Genomic DNA, 14,707 nt, shown 5'->3' on the forward strand with positions numbered 1-14,707 from the left:
AGCGCCGGCTCGAGCAGCCAGATGGAGCCTGTAACCGGGGTGGACGCTCCCGCCGGGGTGACGGCGACGGGCTCGCCGGCCTCGGGCGCCCTGTTCAAGATCGCAGCTGGCGGCCAGATGGAATTGCGCGCCGAAGTGGCCGAGCAGGACATGGCCGCCCTTGCCGTCGGCGAGCCCGTCGCCGTCACCCCGGCGGGAGCGTCCACCCCGGTTACAGGCTCCATCTGGCTGCTCGAGCCGGTCATTGACCCGCAGCGCCGGCTCGGCACGGCCCGGATTGCGCTTCCTCGCGACCGCGCGATCCGCGCTGGCGGCTTTGCAGTTGCCGAGATCGAGGCTGGCAAGGCCATGCGCCCGGTGCTGCCCCAGTCCGCCGTGCTCGCTGACCAGGCCGGCAGCTATGTCTATGTGGTCGACTCCGAAGACAAGGTGGTCCGCCGCGACGTGCGGATTGCCGGCATCAGCCAGGCCGGCGTTGCCATCCGCGAGGGCCTTTCTGGCACCGAACGGGTGATCGTCTCGGCCGGTGCCTTCGTGCGGCCGGGCGAAAAGGTCACGCCGGTCTTTCGCAAGTGACCGGCTGGAGCTGAGAATGGATCTTCGCAACATCTCAAGCTGGGCGATCCGGAACCCGATTCCGCCGCTCCTTCTCTTCCTGATGCTGGGCCTCCTTGGCACGCTGAGCTTCGTGCGCATGAAGATCAACGCCATGCCCGACATCGCAGCCCCCATTGTCAATGTCCAAGTCGCGCAGCCGGGCGGTGCGCCGACCGAAATCGAGACTCAGATCACCCGCAAGGTGGAAGGCGCAGTCGCTGGCATCGGCAACATCAAGGCCATTTCCTCCGTGGTCCAGGAAGGGGGGAGCTTCACAACCGTTGAGTTCCAGATCGGAACTCCAGTCGACCGCGCCGTCAACGATGTGCGCGATGCCGTCACCAAGGTCCGCTCCGACTTGCCAGAAGGCATTCTGGAGCCGCAAGTGACAAGAGTCGATGTCGAGGGCGGCGCGCTTGCCTATGTCGCCGTCAAGTCGACGGCCATGTCGCTTGAGGAACTGTCCTGGTTCGTCGACAACACGATCGCCAAGCGCATGGTCGCCATCCCCGGCGTTGCCCAAGTGTCGCGCGGCGGCGGCGTCAGCCGCGAAATCCGCGTCGACCTGAAGCCCGATCGGTTGCAGGCCTTCGGTATCACGGCAGCCCAAGTCAACGCCCAGCTGCGCACGCTCAACCTCGACGTCCCCGGCGGTCGCACCGAAGTCTCAGGCGCGGAGCAGGCGGTCCGCGTTCTCGGCGGCGCCAGGACCGCGCTTGACCTTGGCGAGACTCGCATTGCGCTTCCCGGTGGCCGCTTCGTCCGCCTCTCCGACATCGCCGAAGTGCGCGACGGCACTTCCGAGCAACGCTCGATCGCGCGGCTTAACGGGCGGCAGGTGACAAGCTTCGGCCTGTTCAAGGCCAGGGGTGCGTCCGATGTCCAGGTCTACGAACGGATGAACAAGGTGCTCGATGAGTTGCGCACCGAATATCCGGACATCGCCTTCGAAGAGCTGTTCACGACTGTCAAATACACGGAAGAAGAATATGACAGTGCCATCACCGCCATGGTCGAGGGCGCCCTCCTCGCTGTCCTCGTCGTGTTCCTGTTCCTGCGCGACGCACGGGCGACGCTCATTGCCGCGCTTGCCATTCCGCTCTCGGCCATTCCGACCTTCTGGTTCATGGAGCTGATGGGCTTCACGCTCAACACCATCAGCCTGCTTGCGCTGAGCCTGGTTGCCGGCATCCTCGTCGACGACGCCATTGTTGAGATCGAGAACATCGTCCGCCACATGCGCATGGGCAAGTCCCCGTTCCAGGCGGCCCTCGAGGCTGCCGACGAGATCGGCCTTGCCGTGGTCGCCACGACCTTTGCAATTATCGCCGTCTTCCTGCCGGTCTCGTTCATGCCGGGAATCTCGGGCCAGTATTTCAAACAGTTCGGCTTGACGGTCTCGGTTGCCGTGTTCATGAGCCTGTTGGTTGCGCGGCTGATTACCCCCCTTATTGCCGCCTATTTCCTGAAGCCGCATGGCCCCCGCAGCCATGGCGATGGCCCGATGATGGACCGCTATCTCGCCTTCCTGCGCTGGTCGCTCCACAATCGCTGGAAGACGGTCGCAGTCGGGGCCCTGTCGTTCGCGCTCACCATCTTCCTGTTCAGCCAGGTGCCCCAGACCTTCGCGCCTGACAGCGATAGCGGGACATCGCAGCTGTCCGTCGAGCTCGCGCCGGGCGCGACCCTTGCTGATACCGTTGCCAAGGTCGACGAGATTGGCGCCATCCTGCGCCGTGAGCGCGAAGTTGCATCGGTGTTCGAGTTCATCGGCGACGACAGCGATATCCGCAAGGCCACCCTCTACATCGACCTCGTGCCGCGCGCAAAGCGCACGCTCTCCACGAAGGAATGGGAGCGGCGCATCGCACCCGCCCTGGCAGCGGTTCCTGATGTGAGGGTTGCCTTCCAGTCCTTCGGCCCCGGCGGGGGCGGGCGGGACATCACGCTCATGCTGGCAGGCGACGATCCTGTCCTGCTCGAGGCAACCGCGCGCAAGGTGGAGAAGGAAATGCAGGGGCTTGCGTTTCTGCGCGATGCCCGGATCCAGGGCGATCTCGAGCGGCCAGAGATCCTGATCCGGCCGAAGTTCGATCTCGCTGCGCAAATGGGAGTTTCAGTTGCTGACCTCTCGCGCACCATCCGGATCGCAACCATCGGCGACATCGAGCAGAATCTCGCCAAATTCTCGCTTTCTGACCGCCAGGTACCCATCCGCGTCAGCCTCGTTGAGTCCGCGCGCACCGATCTTGCAGCGCTTGAGAATCTGCCCGTGCCCACCGCCGATGGTGGCTCGGTCCCGCTCAAGGTCGTCGCTGACATCGGCTTCGGCACCGGGCCGACCACGCTCAGGCGCTACAACCAGAGCCGCCGCATCACGCTGGTCGCGGACTTGAACGGGGTCGAATTCGGGCCAGCAATGGCAGAAATCAACAAGCTTCCCACCATGGCGAACCTTCCCGACGGAGTGCGCCAGGTGAAGTTTGGGCAAGCCGAAGTGATGGACGAGCTCGTCACCAACTTCATCATCGCCATCGTCTCGGGCGTGATCCTCGTGTTTGCCGTCCTGGTGCTGCTCTACCGCCGCGTACTGCCACCGTTCGTCAACATGGGCTCGCTGCTGCTGGCGCCTTTGGGCGGAATTGTCGCCATCATCCTGACCGGCCATGTCATCTCGATGCCCGTCTATATCGGCATCCTGATGCTGTTCGGAATTGTCGCCAAAAACTCGATCCTGCTCGTCGATTTCGCCATCGAGGAGATGCGCCAGGGGGTTTCCCGGGAGACGGCAATTGTCGATGCCGGCCACAAGCGGGCCCAGCCTATCATCATGACAACAGTTGCCATGACGGCCGGCATGCTCCCCGTCGCCCTCGGGCTCCATGGCGATTCCAGCTTCCGCGCCCCCATGGCGATTGTCGTCATCGGTGGCCTGCTGCTCTCGACCGTTCTCACCCTCGTCATCGTGCCAGCGGGCTTCACGCTTGCTGATGACATGGAGCGCTGGCTCGGCCCGCGGCTCGCCCGCTTGCTGACCGGTGGCGAGAAGGGGCTTCCGGCAAGGCGGGAGGATGCAGGCCAGGGCAAGGGGGTCGCGCAAGCTGCCGAATGACCTGCCGAGCGAGCGCGAGCGAGTCGCACGCCAGCTCTGGCGGCTGGCGACTGGCCTCCTCGTCCTCATGGCCGTGCTGCTCGCCATCTCGACTTGGGCAATCCAGGCGGTCGATCCGCGTTTCGCTTGGGTGCAGGCCTTCGCCGAGGCTGCGCTCGTCGGTGGGCTTGCCGACTGGTTCGCAGTCACTGCCCTCTTCCGCCACCCGCTCGGGCTCCCCATCCCCCACACGGCCATCATCCCGGCCAGCAAGGACCGGATCGGGAATGCGCTCGCCACCTTCCTGCGCGACAATTTCTTGACCCCCCGCGTCGTCGCCCGGCGGCTCGAGCGCTTCGAGGCTGCCGCCCTTCTTGGCCGCTTTCTGAGCGAGGGCGCTAGCGAGCGCAGCAGTGCGCAACGCGTGCGCGAGGGCCTCATCGGGCTTGTCCGTCAGCTTGCGGACACGCCCGCAGCCGATGCGCTTGGCGAGCGCGTGAAGGGCCGGGTCGTGCGCACCTTGCGCGGGCTCGATGCTGCCTCCATGCTCGCATCCACGCTCGAGGCCGCCCTTGCCGAAGGCCGCCATCAGCCGGTCATCGACAGCCTCATCCAATGGGCGTCGCGCACGCTTGATGCCGAGGAGCCGACACTGCGCGCCATGATCGAGGAGCGGACCAACTGGCTCTTGCGGCTCATCTCGGTTGACGAGCGTGTGGCAAACGAAATCCTGGCCGGCCTGCGTGGCTTCCTCGACGATGTCGCAGCCGACCCGCACCATCCCGTGCGCCAGCGCGCCGACCAGGCGCTGGCAAACTTCATCTTTGATCTGCGCCATGAGCCAGAAACGCGCGCCAAGGCGGAGCGATGGAAGCAAGCACTCCTCGACAATCCCGCCGTCAGCCGCTGGGTCGAGGGTCTTTGGGAGCAAGCGCGCGAAGCGCTTGGCCGGTTCGCCGAAGGCGAAGGCGCAAGCGAGGTGACTGGCCGGATCGGCACTGCGCTCCAACATGACGCCGCCCTCGCCGGCGCCCTCAACAGCCTCGCCCGGCGCGCCGTCGTCGGGCTGGTGCGCGACCATGGCGACTCGATTGTCGCGCTCGTCTCCGACACAGTGAAAGCCTGGGACACCGAGACCATCACTGCCAAGCTCGAATCGGCCGTCGGTCGCGACCTCCAGTATATCCGCTTGAACGGCACACTCATCGGCGGCTCGATCGGTGTGCTGCTGCACGCCATCTTCCACTTCTCCGGCGTGCATGGCTGATCGCCACTTCTGTGACGATCGCCGCCACAGCCCTTGCCCGAGATCCTCGCCTTTCCTAATTTCACGCGCGAAAACGTGCGAGGATACGCGTTTCTCCTCCTGTGGCAGACCTGACGGCGCGGCAGCTCGTGTCCGCGCCGTCTTTCTGCCTGGAAGTGGCGAGAGCTCCGACAGCGCCGTCATGGCCAACAACCCTTGCCTCCTTGTGCTGGCGCGGCAGGCGCAACCGCGTGCGCGCCTTTCGGCTTGCCTTTTCCTGAGCGCCCCGCTAACGCCCGCCCCCTGCGACGAAAGCCGGAGGGCGGACCCGGAACGGGCAACCGCTGCGATCGGCCCCAAGGAGAAGCCCGTGCCGTTCTACGAGCATGTCTATCTGGCGCGTCAGGATCTCGCGCCCGCCCAAGTCGAGGGGCTGACGGAAGCCCTGACGGCCCTCATTGCCGAGCACAAGGGCAAGGTCGCCAGCACCGAATATTGGGGCTTGCGCAGCCTTGCCTACCGCATCCGCAAGAACCGCAAGGCCCACTATGTCCTCATGAACATCGAGGCGCCAGCAACAGCAGTCGCCGAGCTTGAACGGCAGGTCGCCTTGAACGAAGACATCATCCGCTGGCAGACGGTCCGGGTCGATGCGCTCGAGATCGAAGGCTCGGCCATGGTCAAAAAGTCCGACAAGGACCGCAGTGGCCGCAGCCGCGGCCGTGACGAGGGAGGCTGGTAATGGCCCGCCCCTTCTTCCGCCGCCGCAAGTCCTGCCCCTTCTCGGGCCCCAATGCGCCCAGAATCGACTACAAGGATGTCCGCCTGCTCCAGGGCTTCATTTCCGAGCGCGGCAAGATCGTGCCCTCGCGCATCACCGCTGTCTCGGCGAAGAAGCAGCGCGAGCTCGCACAGGCCATCAAGCGGGCGCGCCATCTCGGCCTGCTCCCCTACGTCGTCCAGTAAGGAGCACCCCGATGGACGTGATCCTCTTGGAGCGAGTCGAGAAGCTCGGCCGGATTGGAGACGTGGTGAAGGTGAAGCCGGGCTATGCCCGCAACTTCCTTCTGCCCCGCGGCAAGGCGTTGCGTGCCACCGAGGCCAACAAGGCCCGGTTCGAAGCCCAGCGCGCGCATCTTGAGGCTGAGAATGCCAAGCGCCGCGCCCATGCTGAGGAAGAAGCAAAGGCGATCGACGGCCTCTCCTTCATCCTCATCCGCCAGGCCTCGAACGCTGGCGCCCTCTATGGCTCGGTTGCCGCACGCGACATTGCCGAAGCGCTTGCCGCTTGTGGCCACAAGGTGGCGAAACAGGCAATCGTGCTCGACCGCCCGATCAAGACGCTCGGCCTCTATGCTGTCAAGGTCGTGCTCCACCCCGAAGTCGCGGTGAGTGTGACTGCCAATGTCGCGCGCTCGCCCGAGGAAGCCGAGTTGCAGGCAAAGGGCGTGGATGTGACTGCGCTCGACCGCGACGAGCCGGCTGAGGAGCTTGAAGCCGAAACCGCGGCCGAAGCCGTGGCTGAGCACGCCCCCGAAGCCTGAGCCGCCGGCCGGGCAGCGGGAGGGGGGCGGGGCTGTCCGGCGCCTTTACTTGGCAGGCGCTGAGGCCGGGATCTCGCCGAGCGCCGTCTGCGGATCCTCCGGCCGCCAGTCATGGCCAGGCCGGAACATGCGGTCTTGGCCGGCCATGAGGTCGCCGGACGCGACCTGGAGCGCCAAGCGCTCACTGTCGCGGCGGACATATTCCTTGACGATCTGTGCAATCGTGTCTTCGGCCGTGCCGAGCTCCCGCAGCGCCATCCGCCCCATCTCGACCGCGCTCCAGAACAGTTCGCGCACCACATGCTCCTGTTCGGCCGCGATCATCCGCATGGCATGCAGCCGATCATGGACTCGGACAATGAACTTCAAATGGGGAAAGGCCAGCTTGACGGGCTCTAGCAGCGCCGGGTCCCAGGCGCCGCCGCCTGTCGTCACAATGACAAGGCGGGCGCCTTCAGCGCCGGCCGCGCGCAGAACCTCGGGCCGGAATCCGTCACCATAATAGACTCGCCAGCCAAACTGGCGGGAGAGATCGATCTGGTCTGGCTTACGGTCAATGAGCACCACCTCGACACCGCGGGCATGGAGCATTTGCGTGACAATCTGGCCGAACCGGCCGTAGCCGATGACAATGACGGTCCCAGGCGGTGCACCAGCCGGCCCCTCGAGATCATCGCGCACGCCATCCCCATCCCTGTCGACCGGCACAAACCGCCGCACCAGCGCCAGAAGCAGCAGGGTCGCCACCATGGAGAGGGTCACAACTGCACCAAAGAGCGAGGCCGCCGTCTCGGTGATGAGAAGTCCGGCCACTGCGGCCTTGAACAGCACAAAGGCGAACTCGCCGCCCTGGGCAAGCAAGAGGCCCATCCGCCAGGCCTGCGCCGGGCTTGCCCCGAACAGCCGGCCAAGCGCTGCGATCAGCACAAACTTGGTCGCCATCAGGATGGCAACAAGCTTCAGGACCCGCAGCGGATCGGTCAGCAGCACCGAGAAATCGAGGCCCATCCCAACCGAAATGAAGAAGAGCCCGAGCAGGAGCCCTCGGAAAGGCTCGATGTCGGCCTCCACTTCATGGCGATAGGGGCTGTCGGCCAGCATGACTCCGGCGATGAAAGCGCCAAGCGCCATCGACAAGCCAAAGCTTGCCATCAGGAAGCTCGCCCCCATCACCGTCAGGAGTGCGGCAATCACGAACACCTCACGGTTGCCGACATGGGCGATGAGCCGGAACAGCGGATTGAGCACATAGCGTCCGGCAAGAACGAGGCCAATGATTGCGCCAAGGCTCGAGAGGACGAGCGTAAGCCCCTCAGGCGCATCGGGATTGGGCACGCGCGAGAAGGCGGCAATGATGATGAGCAAAGGCACGATCGCAAGATCCTGTAAGAGCAGGATGGCAAAGGCCCGCTCGCCAACCGGCGTGTTGAGCTCGCCCCGCTCCTTCAATAGCCCGACCACAAGCGCCGTCGACGAGAGCGCGAGCGACAGGCCCAAGACCAGCGCTGCCTGCCAGGTGAAGCTGGTCGTCAGCACAAACGCACCCCAAAGCGCGAGACCGCAGACCAGCAGCTGCAACGTGCCCAGCCCGAAGATGTTGCGCTTCATCGCCCACAGCCGAGAGGGTTTGAGCTCGAGGCCAATCACGAACAGCAGCAGCACCACGCCGAACTCGGCAAGACCAGAGATGGTCTCCGGCCTCTCGATAAGGCCAAGCGCCATGGGCCCGATGAGAGCGCCGGCGGCAAGATAGCCAAGCACGGAGCCAAGCTTGAGGCGTGTTGCCAGCGGCACGACAATGGCCGCAGCGGCAAGGTAGACAACTGCCTCCCGGAGAACCTCAGTGTTCGCCGGGCCTGCCATGGCTCAGGCCGCCTGTCGGGCCTGCGCCGCCTCGGCTGCCGTGGCGGCGGCATCAAAGGCAAGAAGGATGGAGCCATGGCGCGCCAAGTGTGGCCGTGCGGGCTCGAGCAAGGGAAGCTCCGGAAAGCGCGCAAGAACGGCCTCCAAGAGCGGTTCCGCCCGCTTCAGCCAGGCGGCAAGCCCATTGTGGGCTGCCCGCAGGGTCGAAGCATCCGCGCCAATCACGCCGCCGCCCAAAATGGCCGCCGCCGCCTGGCCGAGCGCACAGGCGCGCACCTCCTGGGCGAACCGCGCCACCCGGCCGGCCTCATCGAGGTCGAGCGTTACCGTCACGCGGCTGCCGCAGATGGGCGAGACCTTCTGCACCCGCGCCTGCGCCACCTCCAGCGCCCCGAGATACGGCACGGAGGCCGCAAGCCTCAGGATCCGGGCATTGTAGAGAGGCATGTCCACGATGGCCATATAGGAAGAAGCGGCGGGAAAAGGAAAGCCACGCCCGCCGTGGCGCAGGTCGCACGCCAATCCCCCGGCCAGTCCCAGCTTGCGCGGCACGCCAGCCGCAGCGCGCAAGGGCCTCAGGCCTCTCCTACACCTTCCTCCACTTCACGCTTCCATCCTTCGCCACTTCGAGCTGAATGCCTTCCGCTATCAGCGCCTCCCGAATGGCATCCGCCCGCGCCCAGTCCCGCGCCGCCCGCGCCTCCCGGTAGCGCGCAAGCTCATCCTCGACTCGCATGGCCTCGACTCCTGCCGTGAACCAGTCGGCCGCCCCCAGCAGGCCAAGCACTGCACCGCCGCTTGGCAGCGCCGCAAGCGCCTCTGGGGTATTGAGATCGTCAAGAAGTGCAGGCGGCGTTCCGCCTCTGTCCCCGCCGGCCCGGTAGAGCCGATCGAGCTGCGCCTTGGCCTGCTCCAGCAGCCGGTCGGTCCACATGAGCGGCTGGCGATAGTGGGCGGACAAGAGCGCAAGCCGGATGGCTTCGCCGGGCCAGCCGGCGTCGAGCAGCTCGCGCGGCGTGACGATGTTCCCAAGCGATTTCGACATCTTGGTCTCCCCCATCTGGAGGAAGCCGTTGTGCATCCAGATGCGTGCGAGCGGCGCGCCATCATGGGCGCAGCAGCTTTGCGCCAGCTCATTCTCATGGTGCGGGAACACGAGATCGAGCCCGCCGCCGTGGATATCAATGGTTTCCTCACCGAGCACCGCGCGGATCATCGCCGAGCACTCGATATGCCAGCCCGGCCGCCCCCGGCCCCAGGGGCTGTCCCAGCCGGGCTGGTCGGGGGCGCTCGGCTTCCACAGTACGAAGTCCGCAGGCCCGCGCTTGTAGGGGGCAACTTCCACCCGGGCGCCGGCCACCATCTCGTCCATCGACCGGCGCGACAGGCGGCCATAGCCAGCGAATTTCGCCACCTCGAAGAGCACATGGCCGTCTGCCGCATAGGCAACGCCCTTGGCGAGGAGCGCTGCAATCATTGCGATCATGCCATGCGGGCCCTCGATATGCTCGGTCGCGCGCGGGGTGAAACTCGGCTCAAGGCAGCCGAGTGCCGCCATGTCCTCGCGATAGGCGGCCTCGTAGCGCGCCGCGATCACGGCCGGCGCCACATTCTCCTCAACCGCCCGGGCCATGATCTTGTCATCGATGTCAGTGAAATTCCGGGCATATTTCACCCGCTCCGGGCCATAGAGGTGGCGCAGAAGCCGGAACAAGAGGTCGAAGACCACGGCGGCGCGGGCGTTGCCAATATGGGCCCGGCCATAGACAGTCGGGCCGCAGACATAGAGGGTGACAGGCTTGCCCGGCCGGGGCTCGAAAAGCTCCTTCTGCCGGGTCGCCGTGTTCCACAGGCGAAGAGGAGTCACAGCTCGACCGCCTCACCTTTCGCGATCAGCTCTTCCAGGCGCTGATTGTCTTCGGGCGCATAGGCGGGCTCGAACGTCTCGTCTGGAAGGGCAGCGACAGGCGGGTGGCCTTCCGGCAGGCGAGGAAGATCAGGCAAGTCGGTGCCGCCTGCTTCCTCCATCCAGTGGATCATGCGCGTTGCAGCAAGCCTGAGGTAGGGAGCGCTTGCGCTTTCGGTCAGCCAGTCGGGCGAGATGCGCCGCGAGTCAAAGACACCGGTGGCAAAAAGGATGAGCATGAAAAGGACGGTTGAAAGGATTCCGCCCTTGGCCGCGCCGAAGGCACCGCCCGCCAGCCGGTCCAGCGGGCCAATCACCGAATTGCGGCTGGTCCGCCCCAAAGTCGTCGCCAGCAGTCGGCCTAAGAACAGCGTGCCAAAGAAGAGCAGCACAAACGCGACAATCGCAGCCGTTGGCTCGCTGCCCGTTGTCGGCACCAGCATGCCGGTTACCGGCTGGTGGAACAGCCGCACGGCAACAGCTGCAGCCAGCCACGCTGCAAGCGACAGCGCCTCCGTCACCAGCCCGCGCGCGAGCCCGACAAGCAGGAACAGCCCGACGATTGCGAGCACCACATAGTCAAAGCCAGTCAGGCCATCCATGCGCACTTCCTAGCCGTGCCGCCGTGTGCGGGAAAGGCCCTCAGCGCGGCATAAGCCAGGAGACGAGGGCTGCGACACTGGCGCAAGGGCACACTTCGAGCGCACCCACCCCCTTGGTGCCCGGAGGCGCCAGCGCTCGCGCAAACCCGAGCTTGGCTGCTTCCTTGAGGCGAAGATCGGCATGGGCGACCCGCCGCACTTCGCCTGAGAGCGCAAGTTCCCCAAGGGCCACGGTGCCGGCCGGCACGGGCGTGTCCGAGACAGCAGAGACAAGCGCAGCTGCAACTGCGAGGTCGGCAGCAGGTTCCCGCACCTGAAGACCGCCAGCAACGTTCAGATAGACTTCGTGGGAGGAGAGGCTGAGCCCAGCGCGCGCTTCAAGAACCGCGAGCACCATCGCAAGCCGCCCCGAATCCCAGCCCACGACAGCGCGCCGGGGCGTGGCGCCACTTGGCACCCGGACGGCGAGTGCCTGCATTTCAACGAGAACCGGCCGTGTGCCCTCGAGCGCTGGGAATATGATGGCGCCCGAAACCGGCCGGTCGCGTTCGGTCAAGAACAGGCTCGATGGATTGGGCACTTCCACAAGCCCGTCAGCAGCCATGGCGAAGACGCCGATTTCGTCGGTGGCGCCGAACCGGTTCTTGACCGCCCGCAGCAGCCGATAGGCGTGGCTGCGCTCCCCCTCGAAATAGAGGACAGCATCGACCATATGCTCAAGGACGCGCGGGCCAGCGATCTGCCCGTCCTTCGTCACATGGCCGATGAGCACCAGCACAGTGCCACTGTTCTTGGCTGCAGCGATAAGCTCAAGTGCCGAGGCACGGACTTGGCTGACCGTGCCCGGCGCACCTTCGAGCTGGTCGGAATACATGGTCTGGATGGAGTCGATGATGACAAGATCATGGCTCGGCCCGGCGCCGAGGGTCGTCAGGATGTCACGAACCGAAGTGGCAGCAGCAAGCGCAACCGGCGCATCGGCAAGGCCGAGCCGGTGGGCGCGCAGTCGCACTTGGTCGGTTGCTTCCTCACCCGAGACATAGAGGACTCGCAAGCCAGAGCGCGCCATGCGGCCAGCGGCCTGGAGCAGCAGGGTCGATTTGCCGATCCCGGGATCGCCGCCAATGAGGATGGCCGAGCCGGGCACGAAGCCGCCGCCGAGCGCGCGGTCGAATTCAGCAAGACCCGTCGCTTTGCGCAGCGGCAGCACAACTGGCTTGTCAAGCGCAGTGAGTGCGATCGGCTGGCCGCCGCTCTTGAGCCCATGCTTGCGCGCAAACGGAGTCGCAGATGGCGCGGCTTCCTGCTGGAGACTGTTCCAAGCGCCGCACTCCGGGCACTGGCCGCTCCACTTGCTGCTCACACTCCCGCAGGCCGTGCAGACATAGCGCAGCTGGGGTCTCGCCATCCTCGGACCATAGGACAGAAGGTGACGCAGTGCACCCATGCTGTTAGGGTCGCGCGGCTCCAGGCGGCCGTTGCGGCCCCGTGCCGAACACGCGTGGAGACGAGCGAAAGGACCAGATGTGAGACACCGAGATCTCGACGCCATCCTGCCCGCGGGGGCGCTCAGCCTTGCAGCAGGGTGCGCGGCATGAGCGCAATCGAGAGCCTGCGCGTGCGCTTGTGGCGCCGCTACGCCGAACTCGGCGGTGACCTTGCCGAGATCGGCGCAGACCTTCGCGAGCCGCTCGACGCCGATTTCGCCGAGCAGGCAAATGAGCTTGAGGAACAGGTGGCGCTGGAAGCACTCGAAAGTCGCAAGCGCCAGGAAATGGCCGACATCCGCGCTGCACTCGCCCGGATCGCCGATGGCAGTTACGGCATCTGCACCAACTGCGGCGGCGCAATTGCCGAAGCGCGGCTCAAGGCGCTTCCGACTGCGATCACTTGCATCGCCTGTGCGAGCGGGAGGCTTGCATGAAGTTCGAAGTCGAAATCGAGGCAACCCCAGTCGAGGCGAGGCAATTCCTTGGCCTTCCCGATCTGACTCCGCTCCATGATCTTTGGATCGCCAGGATGCAGGAGCTGATGGAAAATGGCGCCACTCGGGAGGATCTTGAGCGCATGATGAAGAGCTGGTCTCTCGGAATCCCGGGGCTCACTGAGAACATTGAGCGCTGGCAGCAGCTGTTCCGGTCAGCAGCAGGGCTCGGCACCAAGCCGGAGGGGAAATAGGCTTCAGCGCGGCGCGGGCTTCACGAACCGCGCCACGAAATGGCCGGTAAGGCCCGGCACTGCGAGATCGCGGTCGAATCGGAAGCCGGCACTGCGAATCTCGCGCTCGAAGGTCGCCCGGTCGGCGCGGACATGATTCCTGACCCACTTGGGCGACTGCGGGGTGCGGTCGAAATCGACGATGACGAGCCGGCCGCCGGGCCTGAGCGCTGCCAGCATCGAGGCGAGCATGGGGCCGACGGGATCGAAATGGTGATAGGCGTCGATCACCACCATCACGTCGACGCTCGCCGGCGGCAGCGTCACCGAGTCCGGACGCGACAGCACCACCTCCGCATTGGCCAGCCCAAGGGCGCGCACTCTCTCGCGCATCAGCTGCACATATTCCCGGTCAATGTCGACCCCAATGTAGCGCCCGCTCGGCCCCACAGCGCGCGCAATCGCCTGCATGAAGGCGCCAGTGCCAGCGCCGATGTCGGCCACCACCAGGCCGGGCCTGAGCTCGAGCGCGGCCACAATCGCCTCCCGATTGGCGATGACCCCGCGCGCCGGGTCTTCCAGCGGATGGGCCTGGAGGCGGGCCACACCCGCTTGCGCCAGCGCCGGGGCCGAAAGGAGCAGGAGGAGAAGGGCAAGAAGCGCGCGCACCGGTTGCAGATGCCTTGCGCCGGCCGGCCGGTCAAATGCCGGGGGCTCGACCCGCGCCGGGTCCAGGCCTATGGGCCCCCGGCCATGATGCCGCACCTTCTCGCTGCCCTGCTGGCCACCGCCGCTACCGCCCCGCCGGCGGCGTCTCCCGGGCCGGATCCGGCGGCGCTCCGCCGCAGCTGCCGCGACGATGCCTTCCGGCTGTGTCCGGGTCAGGTCGCGCTCGCCCGCCGCGAAGGCGTGAAGCGCTGCCTCGCTGCCAACCGCGCGAAGCTCTCGCCCGTCTGCCGGACCGCCTTTCCCGGCGACTGAGCCCCCCGCATAGCGGCCTTGCACCCCGGCCAAAGGGCGCTCGGCCTTGCGCGCGCCCGGGGCATCTCCCAGCTTGCCGCCAAGACCTCCAGCGGGAGACCATGACATGATCGACGTTCGTCCCTTCGCCACGCTCGGTGCCGCCAACCATGGCTGGCTCGACGCCCGCCATCACTTCTCCTTCGCCTCCTATTTCGACCCGTCCCGCATGGGCTGGGGCGCGCTTCGCGTCTGGAACGATGACTGCATCGCCTCGGCAAGCGGCTTCCCGCCCCACCCGCACCGCGACATGGAGATCATCACCTATGTCCGGGAGGGCGCCATCACCCACGAGGACAGCATGGGCAACCGCGGCCGGACCGAGGCCGGGGACGTCCAGGTGATGTCGGCCGGAACCGGCGTGCGTCATGCCGAATGGAACGAGGAGCCGGTCGAGACCCGGATCTTCCAGATCTGGATCGAGCCGCGCCGCACCGGCATCGCACCGGCCTGGGGGTCGAAACCCTTCCCGAAGGGCGCGCGCGCCGGCCGGTTCGTGCCGCTCGCCTCGGGCCTCGGCGACCCGGACGCGCTGCCAATCGAGGCCGACGCCCGGGTGCTCGGCGCCACCCTTGCCGCCGGAGAGGCCGCCTCGGTCGCGCTCGAGACCGGCAGCCACGCCTATCTCGTCGGCGCGCGCGGCCGGTTCCGCGTGAACGGAATCGAGGCCGCCGCGCGCGA

At 66.3% G+C, this 14,707-nt stretch carries 16 protein-coding genes; 10 read left to right on the forward strand and 6 right to left on the reverse strand.

Annotated elements, in window-relative coordinates:
• The 6 genes from ACWIQA_RS08425 to rplI all read left to right on the forward strand — a co-directional run.
• A partial coding sequence (locus tag ACWIQA_RS08425; protein ID WP_448582626.1) for an efflux RND transporter periplasmic adaptor subunit occupies positions 1–576 on the forward strand: 576 nt, incomplete at its 5' end.
• A 16-nt stretch (positions 577–592) separates the two neighbouring features.
• On the forward strand, positions 593–3,709 hold the full coding sequence (locus tag ACWIQA_RS08430) for an efflux RND transporter permease subunit (RefSeq protein WP_448582627.1): 3,117 nt from the start codon (positions 593–595) through the stop codon (positions 3,707–3,709).
• Positions 3,669–4,955, forward strand: coding sequence for a DUF445 domain-containing protein (locus ACWIQA_RS08435; RefSeq protein ID WP_448582628.1), 1,287 nt, complete (start codon positions 3,669–3,671; stop codon positions 4,953–4,955). Before ACWIQA_RS08430 ends, ACWIQA_RS08435 begins: the two co-directional genes overlap by 41 nt.
• 349 nt (positions 4,956–5,304) lie before the next feature.
• Entirely contained in the window at positions 5,305–5,676 is a 372-nt protein-coding gene (gene rpsF / locus ACWIQA_RS08440; RefSeq protein WP_448582629.1) for a 30S ribosomal protein S6, read from the forward strand.
• On the forward strand, positions 5,676–5,900 hold the full coding sequence (gene rpsR / locus ACWIQA_RS08445; RefSeq protein WP_448582630.1) for a 30S ribosomal protein S18: 225 nt from the start codon (positions 5,676–5,678) through the stop codon (positions 5,898–5,900). Before rpsF ends, rpsR begins: the two co-directional genes overlap by 1 nt.
• An 11-nt stretch (positions 5,901–5,911) precedes the next feature.
• Positions 5,912–6,478 (forward strand): 50S ribosomal protein L9, encoded by a 567-nt coding sequence (rplI, locus tag ACWIQA_RS08450; protein ID WP_448582631.1) that lies wholly within the window; start codon positions 5,912–5,914, stop codon positions 6,476–6,478.
• A gap of 45 nt (positions 6,479–6,523) precedes the next feature.
• On the opposite strand, the gene ACWIQA_RS08455 is transcribed toward rplI, so the two are convergent.
• The 5 genes from ACWIQA_RS08455 to radA form a co-directional block, all read right to left on the reverse strand.
• Positions 6,524–8,341, reverse strand: a complete 1,818-nt coding sequence (locus ACWIQA_RS08455) for a monovalent cation:proton antiporter-2 (CPA2) family protein (protein ID WP_448582632.1) — start codon at positions 8,339–8,341, stop codon at positions 6,524–6,526.
• Between the two features lie 3 nt (positions 8,342–8,344).
• Positions 8,345–8,788 (reverse strand): iron-sulfur cluster assembly scaffold protein, encoded by a 444-nt coding sequence (locus ACWIQA_RS08460; protein WP_448582641.1) that lies wholly within the window; start codon positions 8,786–8,788, stop codon positions 8,345–8,347.
• A gap of 139 nt (positions 8,789–8,927) precedes the next feature.
• Positions 8,928–10,208 (reverse strand): cysteine--tRNA ligase, encoded by a 1,281-nt coding sequence (gene cysS / locus ACWIQA_RS08465; RefSeq protein ID WP_448582633.1) that lies wholly within the window; start codon positions 10,206–10,208, stop codon positions 8,928–8,930.
• Positions 10,205–10,849, reverse strand: a complete 645-nt coding sequence (locus ACWIQA_RS08470; protein ID WP_448582634.1) for a CvpA family protein — start codon at positions 10,847–10,849, stop codon at positions 10,205–10,207. Before ACWIQA_RS08470 ends, cysS begins: the two co-directional genes overlap by 4 nt.
• Positions 10,850–10,889: 40 nt before the next feature.
• On the reverse strand, positions 10,890–12,257 hold the full coding sequence (gene radA, locus ACWIQA_RS08475; RefSeq protein WP_448582635.1) for a DNA repair protein RadA: 1,368 nt from the start codon (positions 12,255–12,257) through the stop codon (positions 10,890–10,892).
• Between the two features lie 186 nt (positions 12,258–12,443).
• On the opposite strand from radA, the gene ACWIQA_RS08480 reads away from it, so the two are divergent.
• Both ACWIQA_RS08480 and ACWIQA_RS08485 read left to right on the forward strand, forming a co-directional pair.
• Positions 12,444–12,773 (forward strand): TraR/DksA family transcriptional regulator, encoded by a 330-nt coding sequence (locus ACWIQA_RS08480; protein WP_448582636.1) that lies wholly within the window; start codon positions 12,444–12,446, stop codon positions 12,771–12,773.
• The gene (locus ACWIQA_RS08485) at positions 12,770–13,027 is read left to right on the forward strand and encodes a DUF6489 family protein (RefSeq protein WP_448582637.1); all 258 of its coding nucleotides are present in this window, start codon (positions 12,770–12,772) and stop codon (positions 13,025–13,027) included. Before ACWIQA_RS08480 ends, ACWIQA_RS08485 begins: the two co-directional genes overlap by 4 nt.
• A gap of 3 nt (positions 13,028–13,030) precedes the next feature.
• On the opposite strand, the gene ACWIQA_RS08490 is transcribed toward ACWIQA_RS08485, so the two are convergent.
• Entirely contained in the window at positions 13,031–13,675 is a 645-nt protein-coding gene (locus ACWIQA_RS08490; RefSeq protein WP_448582638.1) for a class I SAM-dependent methyltransferase, read from the reverse strand.
• Positions 13,676–13,759: 84 nt separating this feature from the next.
• On the opposite strand from ACWIQA_RS08490, the gene ACWIQA_RS08495 reads away from it, so the two are divergent.
• Both ACWIQA_RS08495 and ACWIQA_RS08500 read left to right on the forward strand, forming a co-directional pair.
• A complete protein-coding gene (locus tag ACWIQA_RS08495) occupies positions 13,760–13,987 on the forward strand; it encodes a hypothetical protein (protein ID WP_448582639.1) in 228 nt (75 codons plus the stop codon).
• 106 nt (positions 13,988–14,093) lie between these two features.
• Positions 14,094–14,707: pirin family protein (locus tag ACWIQA_RS08500; RefSeq protein WP_448582640.1), on the forward strand; the 614-nt coding region annotated here is incomplete at its 3' end.

The organism is Thermaurantiacus sp. (assembly GCF_053487655.1).